Source organism: Pseudomonas oryziphila (assembly GCF_003940825.1).
GTDB lineage: Bacteria > Pseudomonadota > Gammaproteobacteria > Pseudomonadales > Pseudomonadaceae > Aquipseudomonas > Aquipseudomonas sichuanensis.
Genome location: NZ_CP034338.1, coordinates 1,095,456 through 1,118,404, shown reverse-complemented (window position 1 = coordinate 1,118,404; position 22,949 = coordinate 1,095,456). Strand labels below are relative to the sequence as shown.

Annotated in this window: 16 protein-coding genes; 11 read left to right on the top strand and 5 right to left on the bottom strand. The window is 63.7% G+C overall.

Translation table 11 applies throughout. The annotated features are described in order from the left end of the window. Positions 1-254: 254 nt before the first annotated feature. Together EJA05_RS05310 and pcaR are read right to left on the bottom strand one after the other, a co-directional pair. Positions 255-1,601, bottom strand: a complete 1,347-nt coding sequence (locus tag EJA05_RS05310) for an MFS transporter (protein ID WP_110993728.1) — start codon at positions 1,599-1,601, stop codon at positions 255-257. A 363-nt stretch (positions 1,602-1,964) separates the two neighbouring features. After that, positions 1,965-2,834, bottom strand: a complete 870-nt coding sequence (gene pcaR, locus EJA05_RS05305) for a pca regulon transcriptional regulator PcaR (protein WP_125857563.1) — start codon at positions 2,832-2,834, stop codon at positions 1,965-1,967. 575 nt (positions 2,835-3,409) lie between these two features. Between pcaR and EJA05_RS05300 the strand changes: the two genes are divergently transcribed. After that, on the top strand, positions 3,410-3,616 hold the full coding sequence (locus EJA05_RS05300) for a hypothetical protein (protein WP_110993726.1): 207 nt from the start codon (positions 3,410-3,412) through the stop codon (positions 3,614-3,616). A gap of 307 nt (positions 3,617-3,923) precedes the next feature. After that, a complete protein-coding gene (locus tag EJA05_RS05295) occupies positions 3,924-5,396 on the top strand; it encodes an inorganic phosphate transporter (RefSeq protein WP_110993725.1) in 1,473 nt (490 codons plus the stop codon). 82 nt (positions 5,397-5,478) lie between these two features. On the opposite strand, the gene EJA05_RS05290 is transcribed toward EJA05_RS05295, so the two are convergent. From EJA05_RS05290 to EJA05_RS05280, 3 genes are all read right to left on the bottom strand, one after another. Next, complete coding sequence (locus EJA05_RS05290; RefSeq protein ID WP_125857562.1) at positions 5,479-6,300, bottom strand: ATPase; 822 nt, start codon at positions 6,298-6,300, stop codon at positions 5,479-5,481. An 87-nt stretch (positions 6,301-6,387) separates the two neighbouring features. After that, positions 6,388-7,383 (bottom strand): NAD-dependent epimerase/dehydratase family protein, encoded by a 996-nt coding sequence (locus EJA05_RS05285; protein ID WP_125857561.1) that lies wholly within the window; start codon positions 7,381-7,383, stop codon positions 6,388-6,390. 49 nt (positions 7,384-7,432) lie between these two features. Next, complete coding sequence (locus tag EJA05_RS05280; RefSeq protein WP_125857560.1) at positions 7,433-8,323, bottom strand: LysR family transcriptional regulator ArgP; 891 nt, start codon at positions 8,321-8,323, stop codon at positions 7,433-7,435. Positions 8,324-8,448: 125 nt separating this feature from the next. Here EJA05_RS05280 and EJA05_RS05275 point away from each other — a divergent pair, with 125 nt between their 5' ends. From EJA05_RS05275 to EJA05_RS05230, 9 genes are all read left to right on the top strand, one after another. Continuing rightward, positions 8,449-9,048, top strand: a complete 600-nt coding sequence (locus tag EJA05_RS05275; protein ID WP_125857559.1) for a LysE/ArgO family amino acid transporter — start codon at positions 8,449-8,451, stop codon at positions 9,046-9,048. Between the two features lie 296 nt (positions 9,049-9,344). After that, positions 9,345-9,941 (top strand): superoxide dismutase, encoded by a 597-nt coding sequence (locus EJA05_RS05270; RefSeq protein ID WP_125857558.1) that lies wholly within the window; start codon positions 9,345-9,347, stop codon positions 9,939-9,941. A gap of 267 nt (positions 9,942-10,208) precedes the next feature. Then, on the top strand, positions 10,209-12,260 hold the full coding sequence (locus EJA05_RS05265; protein WP_125857557.1) for a putative bifunctional diguanylate cyclase/phosphodiesterase: 2,052 nt from the start codon (positions 10,209-10,211) through the stop codon (positions 12,258-12,260). A gap of 148 nt (positions 12,261-12,408) precedes the next feature. Further along, complete coding sequence (locus EJA05_RS05260; RefSeq protein WP_125857556.1) at positions 12,409-13,746, top strand: imelysin family protein; 1,338 nt, start codon at positions 12,409-12,411, stop codon at positions 13,744-13,746. A 267-nt stretch (positions 13,747-14,013) separates the two neighbouring features. Continuing rightward, positions 14,014-15,441: a di-heme oxidoreductase family protein gene (locus tag EJA05_RS05250; RefSeq protein WP_125857554.1), complete on the top strand. Its 1,428-nt coding sequence runs from the start codon at positions 14,014-14,016 to the stop codon at positions 15,439-15,441. A 19-nt stretch (positions 15,442-15,460) separates the two neighbouring features. Further along, a complete protein-coding gene (locus tag EJA05_RS05245; RefSeq protein WP_125462748.1) occupies positions 15,461-16,525 on the top strand; it encodes an imelysin family protein in 1,065 nt (354 codons plus the stop codon). Between the two features lie 2 nt (positions 16,526-16,527). After that, positions 16,528-17,625 (top strand): DUF1513 domain-containing protein, encoded by a 1,098-nt coding sequence (locus tag EJA05_RS05240; protein WP_125857553.1) that lies wholly within the window; start codon positions 16,528-16,530, stop codon positions 17,623-17,625. Positions 17,626-17,944: 319 nt separating this feature from the next. Continuing rightward, positions 17,945-19,087: an efflux RND transporter periplasmic adaptor subunit gene (locus EJA05_RS05235; RefSeq protein WP_125857552.1), complete on the top strand. Its 1,143-nt coding sequence runs from the start codon at positions 17,945-17,947 to the stop codon at positions 19,085-19,087. Between the two features lie 13 nt (positions 19,088-19,100). Next, entirely contained in the window at positions 19,101-22,136 is a 3,036-nt protein-coding gene (locus tag EJA05_RS05230; protein WP_125857551.1) for a multidrug efflux RND transporter permease subunit, read from the top strand. The last annotated feature ends 813 nt before the right edge of the window (positions 22,137-22,949 follow it).

The following is a 22,949-nucleotide window of genomic DNA, read 5'->3' as shown; positions in this document are numbered from 1 at the left end:
AGGACGAGCCGGGTCGGTGAGCAGCGGGCCCATGCGTCGCTGCGATGGGCCCAGATTAAGGAGACTGGCGGGGCGGTTACAATCCGATAATCGCACTTTTGTGCGATTATCGAACCATTTGTTGTCCAGCTACTCATCTATGCCAGGCCTGCCCCTCCCCTGTGGGAGCCGGCTTGCCGGCGATTGGGCCTGACAGGGGAATACCGATTGCAGGCCTGACGCCATCGCCGGCAAGCCGGCTCCCACAGGGGTATTCAGGTGGCGTCGGCGTGGCTCACCAGCCCCTTGACCACAACCCCCACAGTCGCCAACGCCGCCGGCACCAGCAGTGCAGTGAGCACCTGCTCGAAGTTCCAGCCCAGCCCCAGCAAGGTCGCCCCGCTCCAGGCGCCGAGGATTGCGCCGAAACGGCCGATGCCGAGCATCCACGACACGCCGGTGGCACGCCCTTGGGTGGGGTAGAAACGCGCCGCCAGCGATGGCATGGCCGACTGCGCACCGTTGACGCACATGCCCGCCACCAGCACCAGGGTCGCCAACAGGGTGATGTTGCCCAGGCTCTGCCCCACCGCGTAGGCGAACACGCCGGCCAGCAGGTAGAAGATGCCGATCACCTTGTGCGGGTTGAAACGGTCCATGGCCCAACCTACGCCCACCGCGCTGAGCACGCCACCGAACTGGAACAGCGCGCCGATGAACGCGGCCTGCTCCATGCTCGCGCCGCTGTCGCGCATCAGCGTCGGCAGCCAGCTGGTCAGCAGGTAGACGATCACCAGGCCCATGAAATAGGTCAGCCACAGCAGCACGGTGCCCAGGCCGTAAGTGCCGGAGAAGATCACCGCGAACACGTTACGTGCTGCCACCGCCTTTTGCTCCGGCACACTGAAGCTCGCCGCCTGGGCAACCACCTGGGGGGCGATCGGCGCCAGGGTCTTGCGCACTTTGTCGGTACCACGGTTGCGCACGACCAGGAACCGCGCCGACTCCGGCAGCCAGACCAACAGCACCACGGCCAACAACAGCGGCAGCACGCCACCGATCACCAGCAGGCTGTGCCAGCCGTAGGCCGGGATCAGCTTGGCGGAGATGAAGCCACCGCCGGCCATGCCCAGGTTGAAGCCGCAGAACATGCTGGTCACCAACAACGACTTGAGGCGCTCGGGGGTGTACTCGGAGAGCAGTGTAGTGGCGTTGGGCATGCCCGCACCCAGGCCCAGGCCGGTGAGGAAACGCAGCACCAGCAACTGATCAACATTGGTTGCGTAGGCCGAGGCCAGGCTGAAGCCACCGAATACCAGCACCGCGCCTACCAGCACGCCCTTGCGCCCGAAACGGTCAGCCAGCGGCCCGGAGCCCAGTGCACCGAACACCATGCCGATCAGCGCGGCACTCATGACCGGGCCGAGGCTGGCGCGGTCGATCCCCCACTCCTGGGACAGTGCCGGGGCAATGAAGCCCATCGCGGCAGTGTCCAGGCCGTCGAGGAAGACAATCAAGAAGCACAGAATCACCACGCGCCATTGATACCGGGACAGTGGCTGGTCGTTGATGAACGACTGAACGTCGAGGCAGTTGCCGACGGTTGATTGCGGTTTGTTCATTGTTGTTATCCGGAAGATAGGCGCAGGCAGGCTACTGCGTACAGCAAAGCGCAGGAACGATAAGTTTCGCAGGGAAACAGCGGACTGGGTTCAGCCGGAGTTGAGCGGTAGCGTGCGCGGGTGCGGCCGCGACAGCAAAAGATGCGTATTCATCGAAGGAGCCCTTTTGGCCTGTTGTTATTGTCAGGTCGGCACAGCCGACTTGTGCGACAGACATTAATCAGCGGGCCGGGCCTGCGCAATTCGTCGAAGACGACATTGTGCGTTTATCGCACAGGAAACTTTCGTACTGTTCGATTCTGGTGCATTCGCAAGGCTTGCTGTGGGAGCGGCGTTGCGCCACTCCCACGGATGACTGCGCACTCAGCCAAACAGCTGATGGCAAAGATCCCGGCTGGCCGCCAGCAAGATCGGCAGGAAGCGCTGTTCCAGTTCACTGCGGCTGACCCGCCCGACATGGGTACTGACGTTCAGCGCCGCCAGGACCTGGCCGGAGGCGTCATAGATAGGCACGGCAATCGAACGCAGGCCTTGCTCCAGCTCCTGGTCGACCACGCACCAGCCCTGTTCGCGCACCTGCTGGATACAGGCGAACAGCGACTGCGCATCGTGCAGGGTACGGCTGGTGCGGGCCTTGAGGTCGGCGCGGTCCAGATACTCGTGCAGGCTGGCATCGTCCAGCGCGGCCAGGAGAATGCGCCCCATCGAGGTGCAGTAGGCCGGCAGGCGCCCGCCAACCGATAGGTCGACCGAAATCAGCCGCTCGACGGTGGCCGAGCGTGCGATGTAAAGAATGTCGTCGCCTTCGAGGGTGGCCATGTTCGCCGCTTCGTGCAGTTGGTCGCTGATGCGGTCCAGGTAGGGCTGCGCCGAAACCGCCAGCGGCGTCGAGGATAAATAGGCGTGGCCGAGGGTGAGCACCTTGGGCAGCAGTGAATAGGTACGACCGTCGGTCGTCGCATAGCCGAGCTTCATCAGGGTATGCAGGCAACGGCGCACGGCAGCGCGGGGGATTTCCGTACGGTGGCTGATCTGGGCGATGGTGAGGTGGCGCTTGCGTTCCTGGAACGCCTGGATCACCGCCAGGCCACGGGCCAGAGAGGTCATGAAGTCCGGGTCACCGGTGAAAGCCTGGATGCGCTTGGCCGCCGACGCCACGATTGGCGGGGCCATGGCCGGCGTGGTGCTGCGCGCGGGGTCGTTGGCCACCGGGCCGCTGGTTTCATCGCTCATGGAGCTACCTCATAAAAACGCTGGTTCGTGCGATTATCGAACGAACGGCCGATAATCGCAATTGACCGCTGACACTTTTGCTTATACCTTTCCCCTGCCACATGTGGCTTCTTTGGAGAGACTGGTCAGGTACCCACCGTAGAAGTCTCAGGCAACGGCCTCGCCCACCCGCGAGGCCGTTTTTATTTCAACCGTCCTGAGCTGAACTTCCAACCCGGCGGGTTGAACTTATAGTCCCTGCCCACAGACTCATATGGCGCTGACGATAACAACTTGCAGGCCATTGTCGGCGGGCGGAAAAGAACGATGGTCTTCGTTCGGGCTGTTGCTATAATCGCTACTGTTGATTGTCCGCCAGTTAAGTGGATCCATCAGCTAACTTTCGTCGCTTGATGACCTTCAAGCCACCGCCCTGGTCTGGCTTGCCCGGTGTTGAACAACGGCACTTTCAGCGTGCCTTGAACTTGCCACCCCCGGCATCGCTGCGACGGATATTTCGCGTTGGCCGCCTACGCCGGCACATCCAATGTGCAGCTCTCTGCCAATGCCAAACTTCAAACTCTTCAGGTATGACTGTGACGAAAGAAGAACTGCGCGCGGAACTCGAGCGACAGGCTGAACGTTACAAGGATGTATACGGTGGCGAAGTCACCACCTATGCCGCACAACCCGACCCGGAACGTAAACCCTGGCGCAAGCGCGCAAGCATTCGCGACCAGGCGTTCGCCCAAGAGCTGGAAAAGATGGAAAAGGATCTGCACAGCGACGGCGAACGCAGCTGAGCGACATCACCGCGCCATCAGTCAGCGACCGTCGGCGCGGCAGCATCTTTACCGAAACACCGTGGGTGAAATGGATTTTCACAAATTTCATACGGCCGTTTGAGCGAAATCTTACACAACGATTTCCACTCAAATCGTTGATTTTTAGGGAATTTGGCGATTTTTTCCTGCCTGTTCGCGGCTAGCAACCAGCAAACGAACACGGCCCTGAACCTGCGGTCATCCGTCATCGATCTGTGGCAGGTGCATCGATTTGCAGGGTTTTCTGGCATAATCCCGCCCCCCTAAAGACCGCCAGACAACCTTCATGATCGATTTATTCAGCGGACTGGATGCCTGGGTCGTCGTGAGCCTGATGCTCGCTCTGACCTTCGTTCTCGCCTTCGAGTTCATCAATGGCTTTCATGACACCGCCAACGCGGTAGCCACTGTCATCTATACCAAAGCCATGCCACCGCACCTGGCCGTATTCTTCTCCGGGGTGTTCAACTTCCTCGGGGTGCTGCTCGGCGGCGTCGGCGTGGCCTATGCCATCGTCCACCTGTTGCCGGTGGAGCTGCTGATCAACGTGAACACCGGCCACGGCCTGGCCATGGTCTTCTCGTTGCTGGCCGCGGCCATCACCTGGAACCTGGGCACCTGGTACTTCGGCATCCCCGCGTCCAGCTCGCACACCCTGATCGGTTCGATCCTCGGCGTGGGCCTGGCCAATGCGCTGATCAGCGATATCCCGCTGGGCGATGGCGTCAACTGGCAGAAAGCGATCGATATCGGCATGTCGCTGGTGCTTTCGCCCATGGCCGGCTTCGCCGTTGCCGCACTGGTGCTGCTGGGCCTGAAATGGTGGCGCCCGCTGTCGAAGATGCACAAGACCCCGGATCAGCGCCGCAAGCTCGACGACAAGAAGCACCCGCCGTTCTGGAACCGCCTGGTGCTGGTGATCTCGGCCATGGGCGTGAGCTTCGTGCACGGCTCCAACGACGGCCAGAAAGGCATCGGCCTGATCATGCTGGTACTGATCGGTATCGTTCCGGCCAAGTTCGTGCTCGACCTGAACAGCACCACCTACCAGATCGAACGCACCCGCGACGCCACCATGCACTTGAGCCAGTTCTACGAGCGCAATGCAGCGACGCTGGGCGAGTACCTGGCCTTGGGCAAGGCCAAGTCGGCCGACCTGCCGGAGCAGTTCAGCTGCAACCCGCAGCAGACCGAACCGACCATCGCCGCGCTGCAATCGTCGTTGCAAGGTGTGACCGACTACCGCGCACTGAGCGCCGAAAAGCGCGTTGAAGTACGCCGCTACCTGCTGTGCCTGGACGACACGGCGAAGAAGGTCGGCAAACTGCCAGGCCTCGAGCCGCGCGAAAAGGCCGACCTCGAGAAGCTGCGCAAAGACCTCACCGCCACCACCGAGTACGCGCCGTTCTGGGTGATCGTCGCCGTCGCCCTGGCCCTGGGCCTGGGTACCATGGTCGGCTGGAAGCGCGTGGTACTGACCGTCGGCGAGAAGATCGGCAAGCAGGGCATGACCTATGCCCAGGGCATGTCGGCACAGATCACCGCCGCCTGCGCCATCGGCATGGCCAACATCTTCAGCCTGCCGGTATCGACGACCCACGTACTGTCGTCAGGCGTGGCCGGTACCATGGTCGCCAACAAGAGCGGCCTGCAAGGCGGTACCGTGAAGACCATCCTGCTGGCCTGGGTACTGACCCTGCCGGCGACGGTGGGCCTGTCCGCCGGCCTGTTCTGGCTTGCTATCAAAGCCATGAGCTGAACACCGTGGTCATGAAAAAAGGCGCCTTCGGGCGCCTTTTTTTATGGTCCAATCGCGGGGCAAGCGCCCGGCAGCACAAGTATCAGGGGCGAGCGTTGATCTGCTGCTGCAGGTTCTGGATCTGGCTCTGCAGGGTATTGAAGTTGCGGGTGGTCTGCCCGCGGAACGCATCGAACTCCTGCACCGAGGCGCCCCCGGCCGATTGCGCCGAGCGGTTATCTGCCTGGCTCTTGAGCACCAGCACATCCTGTTCCAGGCTCTCGATCGCCGCGCTCGGGTTGCGCTTCTTCAGGGCCTCCACCTCGCTGCTCAGGCTCTTCAGCTGACCATCGAGCTTGCCACCGTCGAGCTGGCCCGACTTCAATGCCGCCAGTTCCGTATTCACCGCCTTCAATTGCGCTTGCAGTTGCCCCTGCAGCTCGGTCACGGCTTTCTGCTGCTCACGGGTATCCGCCAGTACCTGCTCCAGGCGCTTGCCCAGGTCGCCTGCCTGGCCGGCAACGCCCTGCTGCTGCTTGCCCTGCTCGGCCAAATTGGCCTGCAACTGGCGGATCTGCAGTTTCAACGCTTCGCTGCCGGTCGTGCTGGTCGACTCGCTGGCGTCGACCTTGCCGCTGATCGCCTGCAGGCGCCCGGCCGCTTCTTCACTGATACGGGCAAAGCTTTCCTGGGTGGCCACCAGTTGCTGCTCCAACAGCGAGATCTGCTGAAAACTCCACCAGCCCAGCCCGGCCAGGCCAATGAACGAGGCGCCCAGCAACGCCCATAGCGGGCCATTGCTGCGCGGCTGCGCGGCCTTCTGGCGGCTGCGCGCGACATGGGCGGGCAACAGCTCATCGTCATCCTGGGTGCCGGCGCGCAGGGCGGGCACGTCGTCGAAATCGTCGTGGGCGTCGTTACGCATGGGTGCATTCAACCACTGTGGTAGCAAAGAGGCATGAGTATAAACCGCCAAGGCGGCGCACTGCAGACCATCATCCCGGCAGCAGGTTCACTGGTTGCCCGGTTGCGCTTTCCACCAATGACAGAATTCATCCAGCGCGGCCCAGGTGTCGGTCTTCGGGCGGTAGTCCAGGTACTGGCGGGCGCGGCTGATGTCGAGGGTGAAGTCCTTGCTCATCACCTGCATCGCGGAACGCGTCAGGGTCGGCTGCGGGCGCCCTGGCCAAAGCAGGCAGGCGGCCTCGTTGACCGCCGCCAGGCTGTAGGCCAGGCCGAAACTGCGATAGCGGGTGACCTGCGGCAGCTGCATCTGGCGCATGACGTAGTTCACCACATCCCACAACGGCAATGGGTGGCCGTTGCTGATGTTATAGGCCTGCCCCAGCGCCGGCGCCTCGGCAAACAGCGCACTGAGCAACGCTTCGTTGAGGTTGTGCACGCTGGTGAAATCGACCTTGTTCAGGCCATTGCCGATGATCGCCACACGCCCCTTGCGCTGCATGCGCATCAGCCGCGGGAAAATGCTGGCATCGCCAGCCCCGGTGACGAAGCGAGGCCGCAGGGCCAGTACCTCCAGGCCGAATTCCTGGGCACCGAATACCTTCTGCTCGGCCAGGTGCTTGGTCAGTCCGTAGTGATCGTGAAAGCGCCGTGGCACCTGCTCCTCGCGGATATCACGCTGGGAACGGCCATTGAAGTAGATCGACGGCGACGACAGGTGCACCAGGCGCCGCACATGCTCCTTGATGCAACCTTCGACCACGTTCTCGGTGAGCACCACGTTGCCCTGGTAGAAGTCCTGGTAACGCCCCCAGTTGCCCACCGCGCCGGCGCAGTGCACCACCGCATCGACGCCCTGGCACAGCCGCCGGGCCAATTCGGCGTCCCCCAGGTCGCCGGGGATGAACTGCGCGCCGCGCTTGACCAGGTGTTCCACACCCTCCGCCCGCCGGCCATTGACCCGTACCTCCAGGCCCTGCTCCAGGGCAAAGCGCGCAAAGCGCCCGCCGATGAAGCCGCTCGCGCCGGTGACCAGAATTCGCATGTAACACTCCGCCTTGCCAGATTTCAGATGCAGCAGACGCCGGCCAGGCCTACAAGGGCACCAGCCAGTCCCGCGCCGAATGACGCAGGTGCTCGGTCAGCTGGGCGAGCAGTTGCCCGCCGTTGCGCCAATGATGCCAGTACAGCGGCACGTCGATGGGGGTATCGCTGCAGATTTCCACCAGTTCGCCACGGCCCAACAGCTCGGCCACCTGGCGCTCCGGCACCAGCCCCCAGCCCAGGCCCGCCTCGGTCATGCGCAGGAAACCTTCAGACGAGGGGCACAGGTGGTGGAGGAAACCGTCCTGGATCCCCAGCGATGCCAGGTAGCGATGCTGCAGGAAATCGTCCGGGCCGAACACCACCGCCGGCGTGCGCGCCAGCCGTGCCACCTCGAAGCCGTTGGGGAAGTAACGCGCCATGAACGCGGGGCTGGCCAGCGCCCGGTAGCGCATCGCCCCCAGCGGCATGCTCCGCGCCCCGGCCACCGGCCGCTCGCTGCCGCACAGGCAGGCCGCCACTTCACCGGCGCGCATGCGCTTGAGGCCGACATCCTGGTCTTCCACCACCAGGTCCAGCAGCACCTGCTGCTCGGCACAGAACGCCCCCACGGCCCCCGCCCACCAGGTCGCCAGGCTGTCGGCATTGAGCGCGATGCGCAGGCGCTCAGGCATGCCCTCCTCGTCCAGCGCCGGCACCTGGCGTTGCAAGTCGCGCTCCAGCAGGCGCACCTGCTGCACATGGTTGAGCAACTGGCGGCCGACCTCGGTGGGGCTGGGCGGCGTGGCCCGCACCAGCACCGGTTGCCCGACCCTGGCCTCGAGCAGCTTGATGCGCTGGGAGATGGCCGATTGCGACAGCCCCAACACTTGGGCGGCGCGCTCGAAGCCCGCTTGTTCGATCACCGCGGCGAGGGCGGCGAGCAGCTTATAGTCGAACATCGATTTCTCTAATGAGTGATCAGCTCTATTTGTTTTTCTTATACAGCCGAGGGCGCCACAATGGCCACATCTTTCTTGGCAATCAACACCGGCCTCTGCGTCGGTGTCAGTGGAGTGTTGGCGCTATGTGGCAAAGCTATCTGAACGGCATGCTGGTGGCCTTCGGCCTGATCATGGCCATCGGCGCGCAGAACGCCTTCGTCCTGGCCCAGAGCCTGCGTCGCGAACATCACCTGCCGGTGGCGGCGCTGTGTATCGTCTGCGATGCGCTGCTGGTGGCCGCCGGGGTGTTCGGCCTGGCCACGGTGCTGGCGCATAACCCGACGCTGCTGGCAGTGGCCCGCTGGGGCGGCGCGGTGTTCTTGATCTGGTACGGCGCCAAGGCCTTGCGCAGCGCCTGCTCCAAGCAGAGCCTGCAGCATCAGCAGGGCCAGGGCGTGCGCTCGCGCCGCGCGGTGCTGCTCAGCGCGCTGGCGGTGACCTTGCTCAACCCGCACGTCTACCTGGATACGGTGCTGCTGATCGGCTCGCTCGGCGCCCAGCAGACCGTGCCTGGCGCCTACGTGGCCGGTGCCGCCAGCGCGTCGCTGCTGTGGTTCACCACCCTGGCAGTGGGCGCTGCGTGGCTGGCGCCATGGCTGGCACGGCCGGCGACCTGGCGGATGCTGGACCTGATGGTGGCGGTGATGATGTTCGCGGTGGCCGCTCAGCTGGTTTTCAACTGACGATACACAGTGTGGGAGCGGGTTTACTCGCGAATGCGGCGGTTGCTGCAACATCGCATTCGCGGGTAAACCCGCTCCCACGTGTACACATCGACAATGACCCCACAGCCCGCCGGTCAGCCGCGCCAACCGCTCTGGAACCTCTATTCCCTATAGTTGTTGCGTGGTTATGCGCAAGACCGGGTGCTATGATCCAGCCCTTGCGTCGCAAAGAGTACAAACTCGCCGACGCTCACCGGGCCGCCCGTGATCGGCCTTGCGCAAACCGCGAACAGACCTGAATCAGGAGATCCACCATGGCTTTTGAATTGCCGCCGCTGCCGTACGCCCACGATGCCCTGCAGCCGCACATCTCCAAGGAAACCCTGGAGTTTCACCACGACAAGCACCACAACACCTATGTCGTGAACCTGAACAACCTGGTCCCAGGCACCGAATTCGAAGGCAAGACCCTGGAAGAGATCGTCAAGACCTCTTCGGGTGGCATCTTCAACAACGCCGCTCAGATCTGGAACCACTCCTTCTACTGGGAATGCCTGTCGCCAAACGGCGGCGGCCAGCCGACCGGCGCCCTGGCTGATGCCATCACCGCCGCTTTCGGTTCCTTCGACAAGTTCAAGGAAGAGTTCACCAAGACTTCGGTCGGCACCTTCGGTTCCGGCTGGGGCTGGCTGGTGAAGAAGGCTGACGGTTCCCTGGCCCTGGCCAGCACCATCGGCGCCGGCTGCCCGCTGACCAGCGGCGACACCCCGCTGCTGACCTGCGACGTCTGGGAACACGCCTACTACATCGACTACCGCAACCTGCGTCCGAAGTACGTCGAGGCGTTCTGGAACCTGGTCAACTGGAAGTTCGTTGCCGAGCAGTTCGAAGGCAAGGTCTTCACCGCCTGATCAACCAGGCATTGAAAAAACCCGGCAGCCGCCGGGTTTTTTTTCGCCTTTTTTTCGCGCGTTGTCTGCCTTTGTGCTCTTGCTCAGCACGCAGAGCGCGCTAACATCAATTTTCTGGAAAGTTGATGCAGCGCACTCAAGTCGCATGGCCGTTCAACCGATATAGAGCCAAGGGCAATTCCGTCGATGGGCGGGCAATCGGTCGATAGTCTTATTGCCAGGATTGATGGCAAAATAATGGCATGCGCATGGATTAAGGAAACCCCTTTGAAGCTGGAATTTCGCAACAGCTTGTCGGTGAAGTTGCTCAGGGTTGTGCTGCTCTCGGCGTTGGCGGTCGGTGTCGTGCTCAGCTGCGCGCAGATCGTCTATGACGTCTACAAGACCCGCCAGGCCGTGAACAGTGGCGCCCAGCGCATTCTCGACATGTTCCGCGACCCTTCCACCCAGGCGGTGTACAGCCTCGACCGGGAAATGGGCATGCAGGTGATGGAAGGCCTGTTCCAGGACGAATCGGTGCGCATGGCCTCCATCGGCCACCCCAACGAAACCATGCTCGCGGAAAAATCCAGGCCGCTGCAGGACATGTCCATGCGCTGGCTGACCGACCCGATCCTTGGCCAGGAACGCACCTACACCACGCAACTGGTCGGCCGCGGCCCGTACAGCGAATACTACGGCGACCTGAGCATCACCCTCGACACCTCCAGCTACGGCGAAGGCTTCCTGATCAACGCCGTGATCATCTTCATTTCCGGGGTATTGCGCGCCCTGGCCATGGGCCTGGTGCTGTACCTGGTGTATCACTGGCTGCTGACCAAGCCGCTGTCGAAGATCATCGAGCACCTTACCCAGATCAACCCCGACCGCCCCAGCCAGCACCAGATTCCGCTGCTCAAGGGCCACGAGAAGAACGAACTGGGCATCTGGGTCAACACCGCCAACCAGTTGCTGGCGTCCATCGAGCGCAACACCCACCTGCGCCACGAAGCCGAGAACAGCCTGCAACGCATGGCCCAGTACGACTTCCTCACCGGCCTGCCCAACCGCCAGCAGTTGCAGCAGCAGCTGGACAAGATTCTCGACGACGGCGGCCGCCTGCAACGGCGCGTGGCCGTGCTGTGCGTGGGCCTGGACGACTTCAAGGGCATCAACGAGCAGTTCAGCTACCAGGTCGGCGACCAGTTGCTATTGGCCCTGGCCGACCGCCTGCGCGCCCACAGCGGCCGCCTGGGCGCCCTGGCCCGCCTGGGGGGCGACCAGTTCGCCCTGGTCCAGGCCAATATCGAACAACCCTACGAAGCCGCCGAGCTGGCCCAGAGTATCCTCGACGACCTCGAGGCGCCGTTCGACCTCGATCACCAGCAGATCCGCCTGCGCGCCACCATCGGCATCACCCTGTTCCCCGAGGACGGTGACAGTACCGAGAAGCTGCTGCAAAAAGCCGAACAGACCATGACCCTGGCCAAGGCCCGCTCGCGCAACCGCTACCAGTTCTACATCGCCAGCGTCGACAGCGAGATGCGCCGGCGCCGCGAACTGGAAAAGGACCTGCGCGAAGCCCTGCCGCGCAACCAGTTGTACCTGGTCTACCAACCGCAGATCAGCTACCGCGACCACCGTGTGGTCGGCGTCGAAGCACTGCTGCGCTGGCAGCACCCGGAGCTGGGCATGGTACCGCCGGACCAGTTCATCCCGCTGGCCGAACAGAACGGCAACATCATCACCATTGGCGAATGGGTACTCGACCAAGCCTGCCGCCAGCTGCGCGAGTGGCACGACCTGGGCTTCAGCGAACTGCGCATGGCGGTCAACCTGTCCACCGTGCAGTTGCACCATAACGAGCTGCCGCGGGTGGTCAACAACCTGCTGCAGGCCTACCGCCTACCACCGCGCAGCCTGGAGCTGGAGGTCACCGAGACCGGCCTGATGGAAGACATCAGCACCGCCGCCCAGCACCTGCTCAGCCTGCGCCGCTCCGGCGCGCTGATCGCCATCGACGACTTCGGCACCGGCTATTCCTCGCTCAGCTACCTGAAGTCGCTGCCGCTGGACAAGATCAAGATCGACAAGAGCTTCGTCCAGGACCTGCTCGACGACGACGACGACGCCACCATCGTCCGGGCCATCATCCAACTGGGCAAAAGCCTGGGGATGCAGGTCATCGCCGAAGGCGTGGAAACCGCCGAGCAGGAGAGCTACATCATCGCCCAGGGCTGCCACGAAGGTCAGGGCTACCACTACAGCAAGCCGCTGTCGTCGCGCGAGCTCACCGCGTTCCTCAAGCAGGCTCAGCGCAACCAGGTATCGGTGCTGTAACCCCCGCCACACATACCGATGCACCGCAAACGGGCGTTTGCATGAAATGCGCGCCCGCCCCTTTACAGCAAATGCAAATCTTTCGCATGATGTTGCGGTTTCGCGTGCCACGCCGCACGGTCCAACCACACGACGCAGGAAACCAATAATGATTCGTATGCCTCTGGCCTCCGCCAGTCTGCTGGCCATCGCCATCGCCCTCGCCGGTTGCGGCGAAGGCAAGAACGACAAGGCCGCCGCGCCGCAAGCCCAGGCACCTGCCGCCGCCAGCACCACCGCCGCCGCACCGGGCGCTGTCGACGAAGCTGCCGGCAAGGCCGTGGTCAAGCATTACACCGAGATGGTCTACGCCGTGTACAGCGACTCGCTGAGCACCGCCAAGCAGCTGCAAACCGCTGTGGACGCGTTCCTCGCCAGCCCCAACGACCAGACCCTGAAGGCCGCTAAAGAAGCCTGGGCCGCCGCCCGCGTACCGTACCTGCAGAGCGAGGCGTTCCGCTTTGGCAACACCATCATCGACGACTGGGAAGGCCAGGTGAACGCCTGGCCCCTGGACGAAGGCCTGATCGACTACGTCGACAAGAGCTACGAGCACGCCCTGGGCAACCCGGCTGCCGGCGCCAACATCATCGCCAACACCGAAATCCAGGTTGGCGAAGACAAGGTCGACGTCAAGGACATCACCCCCGAGAAGCTGGCCAGCCTGAACGAGCTGGGCGGTTCCGAAGCCAACGTCGCCACTGGCTACCACGCCATCGAATTCCTGCTCTGGGGCCAGGACCTCAACGGTACCGGCCCTGGCGCCGGTAACCGCCCAGCGTCGGACTACCTGGAAGGCAAAGGCGCCACCGGCGGCCACAACGACCGCCGCCGTGCCTACCTGAAATCGGTCACCCAACTGCTGGTCAAAGACCTCGAAGAGATGGTCGGCAACTGGGCACCGAACGTTGCCGACAACTACCGCGCCACCCTGGAAGCCGAGCCGGTCAACGACGGCCTGCGCAAGATGCTGTTCGGCATGGGCAGCCTGTCGCTGGGCGAACTGGCCGGCGAACGCATGAAGGTCTCGCTGGAAGCCAACTCGCCGGAAGACGAGCAGGACTGCTTCAGCGACAACACCCACTACTCGCACTTCTATGACGCCAAGGGCATCCGCAACGTCTACCTGGGCGAGTACACCCGCGCCGACGGCACCAAGCTGAGCGGCCCGAGCCTGTCGTCGCTGGTGGCCAAGGCCGACCCGGCCGCCGACGCCACCCTCAAGGCCGACCTGGAAGCCACCGAAGCCAAGCTGCAGGTGATCGTCGACCACGCGCTCAAAGGCGAGCACTACGACCAGTTGATCGCCGCCGACAACGCTGCCGGCAACCAGATCGTACGTGACGCCATCGCGTCGCTGGTCAAGCAGACCGGCGCAATCGAGCAGGCCGCAGGCAAGCTGGGCATCGACAACCTGAACCCGGACACCGCTGATCACGAGTTCTGATCGACGCGTTGACGGTTGATGCAAAGAGGCGGCCTTCGGGTCGCCTTTTTTTACATGTTTCACCCACACAAATCCCTGTGGGAGCGGGTTTACCCGCGAATCAGGCGACTCGGTACCTGGCACCGGCTACGCCGGTGTTCGCGGGTAAACCCGCTCCCACAGGGTGCACGACATGTCCGCGATTTCATCCAGCAATTGCAAATTGCTCTTATTCAAAAACAGCCGGCCTGATAAGCTTGCACGCCGGTTTTTCGCCCACGCCCAGGATTGTCGATGTCCTTGCTCCGCCTAAGCCCCCTGCTGCTGGCCTTCACCCTTGCCGCCTGTGACGACGCCCCGCGTTTCACCCAGGCCGAGCCCGGTGAAGCCCTCTCCGGCGGCCAGGCAACGGTGCAGCGCAGTGACCGCAACGCCTTCTCCCTGCCCTCGGCCAACCTCAGCCCCGAGCGGCGCCTGGACTTCGCCGTGGGCAACAGCTTTTTTCGCAGCCCCTGGGTGATCGCCCCGTCCACCACCACCGCCCGTGATGGCCTGGGCCCACTGTTCAACACCAACGCCTGCCAGAACTGCCACGTGCGTGACGGCCGCGGCCACCCGCCGGAGCCCGGCGACAGCAACGCGGTGTCGATGCTGGTACGCCTGTCGATCCCCGATCAGCCCTACTACGCCCAGGTTATCGAACGCCTGGGCGTGGTGCCTGAGCCGGTGTATGGCACCCAGCTGCAGGACATGGCCGTGCCCGGCGTGGCGCCGGAGGGCAAGGTACGGGTGAGCTACGACAGCCAGACCGTCACCTTCAAGGACGGCCACCAGGTCGAGTTGCGCCGCCCCACCCTGCAGATCACCCAGCTCGGCTACGGCCCGATGCATCCCGATACCCGCTTCTCGGCCCGCATCGCCCCACCGATGATCGGCCTCGGCCTGCTCGAAGCCATCGCCGAAGCCGATATCCTGGCCAACGAAGACCCGGATGACCGCAACCACGACGGCATCCGCGGCCGTGCCAACCGGGTCTGGGACGACGCCCAGGGCAAGACGGTGGTCGGCCGCTTCGGCTGGAAGGCCGGGCAACCCAACGTCAACCAGCAGAATGTGCATGCCTTCGCCGGTGACATGGGCCTGACCAGCACGCTGCTGCCCAAGGACGACTGCACCCCGACCCAGGTCGACTGCCTGGCCGCGCCCAATGGCGATGGTGCCGATGGCGAAAAAGAGGTCAGCGACAACCTCCTGCGCCTGGTCACCTTCTACACCCGCAACCTGGGCGTACCGGCCCGCCGCAACGTCGCGGCCCCGCAGGTACTGGCCGGCAAGAACCTGTTCTACCAGGCCGGTTGCCAAAGCTGCCACACCCCGCAGTTCACCACCGCCGCCAATGCCGCCGAGCCCGAGCTGGCCAACCAGGTGATACGCCCTTACAGCGACCTGCTGCTGCACGACATGGGCCCGGGCCTGAGCGACGAGCGCACCGAGTTCGCCGCCAACGGCCAGGACTGGCGCACCCCGCCCCTGTGGGGTATCGGCCTGAGCCAGACCGTCAGCAGCGACGCCCGCTTCCTCCACGATGGCCGTGCCCGCGACCTGCTCGAAGCCGTGCTCTGGCACGGCGGCGAAGCCCAGGCGGCGCGCGACCAGGTACTGACGTTCAATGCCGAGCAGCGCGCCGCGCTGCTGGCCTTCCTGAATTCACTTTAAACGCGCTAAGGAGCCGGGCATGTTCCGACCCAAACTGTTGTTCACCAGCCTCGCCGCACTCGCCCTCGGCGCCTGCTCCCCGCAGGACCCGCAAGCCGTGACCTCCGCCGCCATCGCCAAGCAAGTGATCCTGCCGACCTACAGCCGCTGGGTCGAGGCCGACCGCGTGCTGGCCGCCAGCGCCCTGGCCTACTGCGAAGGCAAGACCTCGCTGGACAGCGCCCGCGCCGACTTCCTCAACGCGCAGAAAGCCTGGGCCGAACTGCAACCGCTGCTGGTCGGCCCGCTGGCCGAAGGCAACCGCGCCTGGCAGGTGCAGTTCTGGCCAGACAAGAAGAACCTGGTGGGCCGCCAGGTCGAGCAACTGGTCAATGGCGACAAGCCAGTCGATGCCGAGGCACTGAGCAAGGCCAGCGTCGTGGTGCGCGGCCTGTCCGCCTACGAGTACATCCTGTTCGACAGCAAGCCGGACATGGCCACGGCCGAACAGAAGGCGCGCTACTGCCCGCTGCTGGTGGCGATCGGCGAACACCAGAAGGTCCTGGCCGAGGACATCCTCAAGACCTGGAACAGCACCGACGGCATGCTGTCGCAGATGACCAAGTTCCCCAACCAGCGCTACGCCGACTCCCACGAAGCGATCGCCGACCTGCTGCGCGCCCAGGTCACCGGCCTGGACACCCTGAAGAAGAAACTCGGGGCGCCAATGGGCCGCCAGAGCAAGGGCATCCCACAACCGCTGCAGGCCGAAGCCTGGCGCAGCCATTCTTCGCTCAAGAGCCTGGAAGCTTCGCTCAAGGCCGCCCAGACCGTCTGGTCCGGGGTCGACAACCAAGGCCTGCGCGGCCTGCTGGGCAAAGACCAGGCGGCGCTGGCACAGAAGATCGACGACGCCTACGCAGCCACCCTCAAGCTGCTGGCCGACAACCAGAAGACCCTCGGCGAGCTGCTGGCCGACGAAGCCGGGCAGCAGGCGCTGAACCAGATCTACGACAGCCTGAACGTCCTCCATCGCTTGCATGAAGGCGACCTGGCCAAGGCGCTCAACATTCAGCTGGGCTTCAACGCCAACGACGGTGACTGATCATGCTGCGACGCCAGGCGATCAAACTCGGTAGCGTACTGCTCAGCGCCCTGACCCTGGGCGGCTGGAGCCTGCTGCGCAACAAAGGCAGCGAGCCCTTGCTGCTCTCGGCGCGCGACGATGGCGACGGCAAGCACTACGCCGTCGGCTTCCGCCTGGACGGCACCCAGGTGTTCAGCACCCAGGTGGCCCAGCGTTGCCACGCGATCATCAACCACCCCGAACTGCCCATCGCCCTGTTCGTTGCCCGCCGGCCCGGCACCGAAAGCTACCTGATCGACCTGCGCGACGGGCGCCTGCTGCAAACCGTCACCTCGCAGCCGCACCGCCACTTCTACGGCCATGCGGTGATTCACAAGGGCGGCGAATGGCTGTACACCACCGAGAACGACACCACCGACCCTGGCCGTGGCGTGCTGGGTGTGTACCGCTTCGAAGGTGAGCGCCTGGTGCACACCGGCGAGCTCTCGACCCACGGCATCGGCCCCCACGAAGTGGCCTGGCTGCCCGACGGCGAGACGCTGGTGGTGGCCAACGGCGGCATCCGCACCGAGGCCGAAAGCCGAGTAGAGATGAACCTCGACGCCATGCAGCCGAGCCTGGTGCTGATGCAGCGCGACGGCACTCTGCTGAGCAAGGAAACCCTGGCCCAGCAGATGAACAGCGTGCGCCACCTGGCGGTGGGCGACGACGGCACCATCGCCGCCTGCCAGCAGTTCATGGGCAGCTCGGAGGAGACTGCCGAGCTGCTGGCGATCAAACGCCCCGGCGAGCCGTTCAAGGCCTTCCCGGTGCCCGAGCGGCAGCTGCAGTCGATGGCCCAGTACACCGCCAGTGTCGCCATCCACAGCGACCTGCGCCTGGTGGCGCTGACCGCGCCACGGGCAAACCGCTTGTTCATCTGGGACCTGGACAGCGGCGCGGTGAAGCTCGATGCGCCGATGCCCGATTGCGCCGGGGTGGGTGCGGTGCAGGATGGTTTCGTCGTGACCTCCGGGCAGGGGCGTTGCCGCTTCTACGACTGCCGCAAGGCAGAGCTGATCGGGCAACCGATGAACCTGCCGTCCGGGTTCTGGGACAATCACCTGCACCTGGCCTGATTGTTCGGCCCTATCGCCGGCAAGCCGGCTCCCACAAGAAGCCATGCGCTGCTCCTGTGGGAGCCGGCTTGCCGGCGATGAGGCACTGCCAGGCAACACGGCAACCTCCCCTTTTCCCAATTCTCGACAAAAGCCGGCTCCCACAAGAAGCTATGCGCTGTCCCTGTGGGAGCCGGCTTGCCGGCGATGAGGCACTGCCAGGCAGCGCGACAACCTCCTCTTTTCTCAATTCTCGACAATACTTGCCCCATCGCACGTGGGCAGGATCGCCCGTGGTCGCGCGTAATCCATAACAACCTCGCATCCAGGGAACCGGACCATGTTGCGCCGCCGCATGCTGATCATGTTGGCCGTTGTCTTGCTGATCGTGCTGATCCTGGGGGGCATCAAGGCCTTCTCCATCTATAAACAGGTGCAGATGTTCAGCCAACCCAAGCCGCCGGTCAGCGTTGCCGCGGCCCAGGCCGAACTGCGCCAGTGGCAGCAGCGCCTGCCGGCGGTCGGCAGCCTCAAGGCCTACCAGGGCGTGGAGCTGAGCCTGGAGGTGGCCGGCACGGTCAAGTCGCTGCACTTCGAGTCGGGCCAGCAGGTCAAGGCCGGGCAACTGCTGCTGCAACTGGACCACGACCAGGAAACCGCGCTGCTCGGCACCGCCCAGGCCGACCTCAACCTGGCCAAGGTCGACTTCGGCCGCGGCAGCCAGCTGGTCGGCGACTCGGCCATTTCCCGCGGTGAATACGACCGCCTGACCACCCAGTACCGACGCAACCAGGCGGTGGTCGATCAACTCAAGGCGTCGCTGGCGAAAAAAAGCATCAGCGCGCCGTTCAGCGGCACCATCGGCATTCGCCAGGTGGATGTCGGCGCCTACCTCGCCAGTGGCACGGTGATCGCCACCCTGCAGGACCTGTCCAGCCTCTACGTCGACTTCAACGTGCCCGAGCAGGCGCTGCCGCACCTGAGCCTGGGCCAACAGGTGCTGGTGCAGGTGGCGGCCTACCCGGGCCAGACCTTCCCCGCCAGCCTCAGTGCGATCAACCCAAAGGTCGAGGAAAGCACACGCAACCTGCTGGCCCGCGCCACGCTGGCCAACCCCGACGGCAAGCTGCTGCCGGGTATGTTCGCCAGCCTGCAACTGCTGCTGCCCAACCCGCAGCCGCAAGTGGTGGTGCCGGAAAACGCCATCACCTTCACGCTGTATGGCAACTCGGTCTATGTAATCAGCCCGAAGAAGACCGAAGAGGGCCAGCCAGTGCCCGGTGCCGACGGCCAACCGCAGTTGATTGCCGAACAGCGCACCGTGCAGACCGGCGAACGGCGCGATGGCTGGGTGGTGGTGAGCAAGGGCCTGCAGGCCGGCGACCAGGTGGTGACCGCCGGCCAGCTCAAGCTGAGCCCCGGCGCAGCCATCCGTATCAGCGACGACCAGGCCCTGAAACCTGCCGCGCCCGGCGCGAACTGAACGGGAGGCGGCCATGGCATTCACCGACCCGTTCATCCGTCGCCCGGTATTGGCCAGCGTGGTCAGCCTGCTGATCCTGCTGCTGGGCCTGCAAGCCTGGAACAAGCTGCAGATCCGCCAGTACCCAGCCATGGAAAACGCCCTGATCACGGTGACCACCGCCTACCCCGGGGCCAACGCCGAGACCATCCAGGGCTACATCACCCAACCGCTGCAACAGAGCCTGGCCAGCGCCGACGGCATCGACTACATGACCTCGGTGAGCCGGCAGAACTTCTCGGTGATCTCGGTCTACGCACGCATCGGTGCCGACACCGACCGCCTGTTCACCCAGCTGCTGGCCAAGGCCAACGAGGTGCGCAACAAGCTGCCGCAGGACTCGGAAGACCCGGTGCTGAGCAAGGAAGCCGCCGACGCCTCGGCGCTGATGTACATCAGCTTCTACAGCACCCAGATGAGCAACCCGCAGATCACCGACTACCTGTCGCGGGTGATCCAGCCCAAGCTGGCCACCCTGCCTGGCATGGCCGAAGCGCAGATCCTCGGCAACCAGGTGTTCGCCATGCGCATCTGGATCGACCCGGTGAAGCTGGCCGGCTTCGGCCTGTCGGCGGTGGACGTGACCAGTGCGGTGCGCCGTTACAACTTCCTCGCCGCCGCCGGTGAGGTGAAGGGCGAGTACGTGGTGACCAGCATCAACGCCAGCACCGAACTCAAGACTGCCGAGGCCTTCGCCGCCCTGCCGGTCAAGACCGCCGGCGACAGCCGGGTACTGCTGGGCGATGTGGCGCGCATCGAGATGGGCGCCGAGAACTACGACACGGTCAGTTCGTTCGACGGCACGCCGTCGGTGTACATCGGCATCAAGGCCACCCCGGCGGCCAACCCGCTGGACGTGATCAAGGAAGTGCGCAAGCTGATGCCGCAGCTGGAGGAAGAACTGCCGTCGAGCCTCAAGGTGTCGATCGCCTACGACGCCACGCTGTTCATCCAGGCCTCGATCAATGAAGTGATCAAGACCCTGGGCGAGGCGGTGCTGATCGTCATTGTCGTGGTGTTCCTGTTCCTCGGCGCCCTGCGCTCGGTGGTGATCCCGGTGGTGACCATCCCGCTGTCGATGATCGGCGTGCTGTTCTTCATGCAGATGATGGGCTACTCGCTGAACCTGCTGACACTGCTGGCCATGGTCCTGGCCATCGGCCTGGTGGTGGACGACGCCATCGTGGTGGTGGAGAACATCCACCGCCATATCGAAGAAGGCAAGACCCCGTTCGAGGCGGCACTGGAAGGCGCGCGGGAGATCGCCTTGCCGGTGGTGTCGATGACCATCACCCTGGCGGCCGTGTACGCACCGATCGGTTTTCTCACTGGCTTGACCGGTGCCTTGTTCAAGGAGTTCGCCCTTACGCTGGCGGATGCGGTGATCATTTCCGGGATCGTCGCCCTGACCCTGTCGCCGATGATGTGCGCCCTGCTGTTGCGCCACGAGCAGAATCCCACTGGCCTGGCCCATCGCCTGGACCTGATCTTCGAGAGCCTCAAGCTGCGTTACCAGCACCTGCTGCATGGCACCCTCGACAGCCGCCCGGTGGTGCTGGTGTTCGCCGTGCTGATCCTGTGCCTGATCCCGGTGCTGCTGATGTTCACCCGCAACGAACTGGCGCCGGACGAGGACCAGGGGGTGATCTTCATGATGAGCAGCTCGCCGCAGACCGCCAACCTCGACTACCTCAATGCCTACACCGACAAGTTCACGCCGTTGTTCAGGACCTTCCCCGAGTATTACTCGTCGTTCCAGATCAACGGTTTCAATGGCGTGCAAACCGGTATTGGCGGCTTTTTGCTCAAGCCGTGGAGCGAACGCGAACGCACGCAGATGGCGTTGCTGCCGCTGGTGCAGGCCGAGCTTTCACAGATCGGCGGCCTGCAGATCTTCGGCTTCAACCTGCCCTCGCTGCCCGGCACCGGTGAAGGGTTGCCGTTCCAGTTCGTGATCAACACCGCCGGTGACTACCCTGCCCTGCTCGATGTGGCGCAGCGCATCAAGGCCCGCGCCGAGGCCTCGGGCAAGTTCGCGTTCCTCGATATCGACCTGGCCTTCGACAAGCCTGAAGTGCTGATCGACATCGACCGCGCCAAGGCAGCACAGATGGGCGTGTCGATGGACGCCCTGGGCGGCACGCTTGCCACCTTGCTCGGCGAAGCAGAGATCAATCGCTTCACCCTCGAAGGCCGCAGCTACAAGGTGATCGCCCAGGTAGAACGGCCCTACCGCGCCAACCCGGGCTGGCTGAACAATTACTACGTGAAGAACGACCATGGCCAATTGTTGCCGCTGTCGACCCTGATCACCCTCAGCGACCGCGCCCGGCCGCGCCAGCTCAACCAGTTCCAGCAGCTCAATTCGGCGATCATCCAGGGGGTGCCTATGGTGAGCATGGGCGAGGCGCTGGACACCGTGCGGGCCATCGCCCGCGAGGAAGCGCCTGAAGGCTTCTCGGTCGACTATGCCGGTACGGCGCGGCAGTTCGTGCAGGAAGGCAGCGCGCTGTGGATGACCTTTGGCCTGGCCCTGGCGATCATCTTCCTGGTGCTGGCGGCGCAGTTCGAGAGTTTCCGTGATCCGTTGGTGATTTTGGTGACGGTGCCGTTGTCGATCTGTGGGGCGTTGTTGCCGCTGTTCCTTGGGGTGTCGAGCATGAACATCTACACCCAGGTGGGACTGGTGACCTTGATCGGGCTGATTACCAAGCACGGCATCCTGATCGTCGAGTTTGCCAATCAGTTGCGGGAGGAAAAGGGCCTGGGGGTGCGTGAGGCGATCGAGGAGGCGGCGGCGATTCGCCTGCGGCCGGTGCTGATGACCACGGCGGCCATGGTGTTTGGCATGGTGCCGTTGATTCTGGCGACCGGGGCTGGGGCGGTCAGCCGGTTTGATATCGGGCTGGTGATTGCTACGGGGATGTCGATTGGGACGTTGTTTACGTTGTTTGTGTTGCCTTGCATTTATACGGTGTTGGCGCATAAGGGGCGGGGGTTGGCTGGGTGAGTTTTTGTTTTTGGGTTCGGGTTCGGGTGTCAAAGTATTTGTTTTGACAGATGCATGCGCATTCAGCGGCGATGTCGACTTTTAGTCACCTTTCCGCCCTTACGGCGGCCTACTTTTTTCTTGGAAAAAGTAGGCAAAACCGCCTGCTCCCATCATACGGCCCCTGCGCTGCGCTTCGGGGTCCCCTCGCTCCGGTGCCTTCCGGGCCCGCGCGGCCTCCGACTTGCTGCGCAAGTCTACATCTCGCGCCTTCGGCTTACGCCGAAGGGTGCTGCGCACCAGGGCCCTCCAGTCACCTCCACTCGGCCTCCTGAAGTCGCAATTTGTGTTGCCTGGACTATCGCGCGCTTAGAAGCAAAAGCAAAAACAGATCAAGAGCAGATCAAGAGCAGATCAAGAGCAGATCAAGAGCAGATCAAGAGCAGATCAAGAGCAGATCAAGAGCAGATCAAGAGCAGATCAAGAGCAGATCAAGAGCAGTAATACGGCTATATATATTTGGCTGTTGTTTATATGTTGTTTGTTCGAATTCAATGAGCTTGCACGTTCACTGTAGGAGCGGCCTTGTGTCGCGAAAGGGCTGCGCAGCGGCCCCGGCAATCTATGTTGTAACGCTGGGGCCGCTTTGCGGCCCTTTCGCGACACAAGGCCGCTCCTACAGGTACTGCGCAAGCCTGAAAGTTTCGTTCTAACTTGTGGGAGTTGGCTTGCGAGCGATTGCAATCCTGAGTTCCCAACCAATCCAACTAGCGACAGCTAACGCCAGCCCAGGCGCCGCCCCTAACTTCGCGACTTCAGGAGGCTGAGCGTAGG

What these genes read in the sequence shown, in the direction of transcription:
- EJA05_RS05240 (WP_125857553.1), top strand. Translation starts at nt 16,528, where the DNA reads ATGCTGCGACGCCAGGCGATCAAACTCGGTAGCGTACTGCTCAGCGCC.
- EJA05_RS05280 (WP_125857560.1), bottom strand. Translation starts at nt 8,323, where the DNA reads ATGTTCGACTATAAGCTGCTCGCCGCCCTCGCCGCGGTGATCGAACAA.
- EJA05_RS05260 (WP_125857556.1), top strand. Translation starts at nt 12,409, where the DNA reads ATGATTCGTATGCCTCTGGCCTCCGCCAGTCTGCTGGCCATCGCCATC.
- EJA05_RS05290 (WP_125857562.1), bottom strand. Translation starts at nt 6,300, where the DNA reads ATGCGTAACGACGCCCACGACGATTTCGACGACGTGCCCGCCCTGCGC.
- EJA05_RS05295 (WP_110993725.1), top strand. Translation starts at nt 3,924, where the DNA reads ATGATCGATTTATTCAGCGGACTGGATGCCTGGGTCGTCGTGAGCCTG.
- EJA05_RS05275 (WP_125857559.1), top strand. Translation starts at nt 8,449, where the DNA reads ATGTGGCAAAGCTATCTGAACGGCATGCTGGTGGCCTTCGGCCTGATC.
- EJA05_RS05270 (WP_125857558.1), top strand. Translation starts at nt 9,345, where the DNA reads ATGGCTTTTGAATTGCCGCCGCTGCCGTACGCCCACGATGCCCTGCAG.
- EJA05_RS05235 (WP_125857552.1), top strand. Translation starts at nt 17,945, where the DNA reads ATGTTGCGCCGCCGCATGCTGATCATGTTGGCCGTTGTCTTGCTGATC.
- EJA05_RS05245 (WP_125462748.1), top strand. Translation starts at nt 15,461, where the DNA reads ATGTTCCGACCCAAACTGTTGTTCACCAGCCTCGCCGCACTCGCCCTC.
- EJA05_RS05230 (WP_125857551.1), top strand. Translation starts at nt 19,101, where the DNA reads ATGGCATTCACCGACCCGTTCATCCGTCGCCCGGTATTGGCCAGCGTG.
- pcaR (WP_125857563.1), bottom strand. Translation starts at nt 2,834, where the DNA reads ATGAGCGATGAAACCAGCGGCCCGGTGGCCAACGACCCCGCGCGCAGC.
- EJA05_RS05310 (WP_110993728.1), bottom strand. Translation starts at nt 1,601, where the DNA reads ATGAACAAACCGCAATCAACCGTCGGCAACTGCCTCGACGTTCAGTCG.
- EJA05_RS05285 (WP_125857561.1), bottom strand. Translation starts at nt 7,383, where the DNA reads ATGCGAATTCTGGTCACCGGCGCGAGCGGCTTCATCGGCGGGCGCTTT.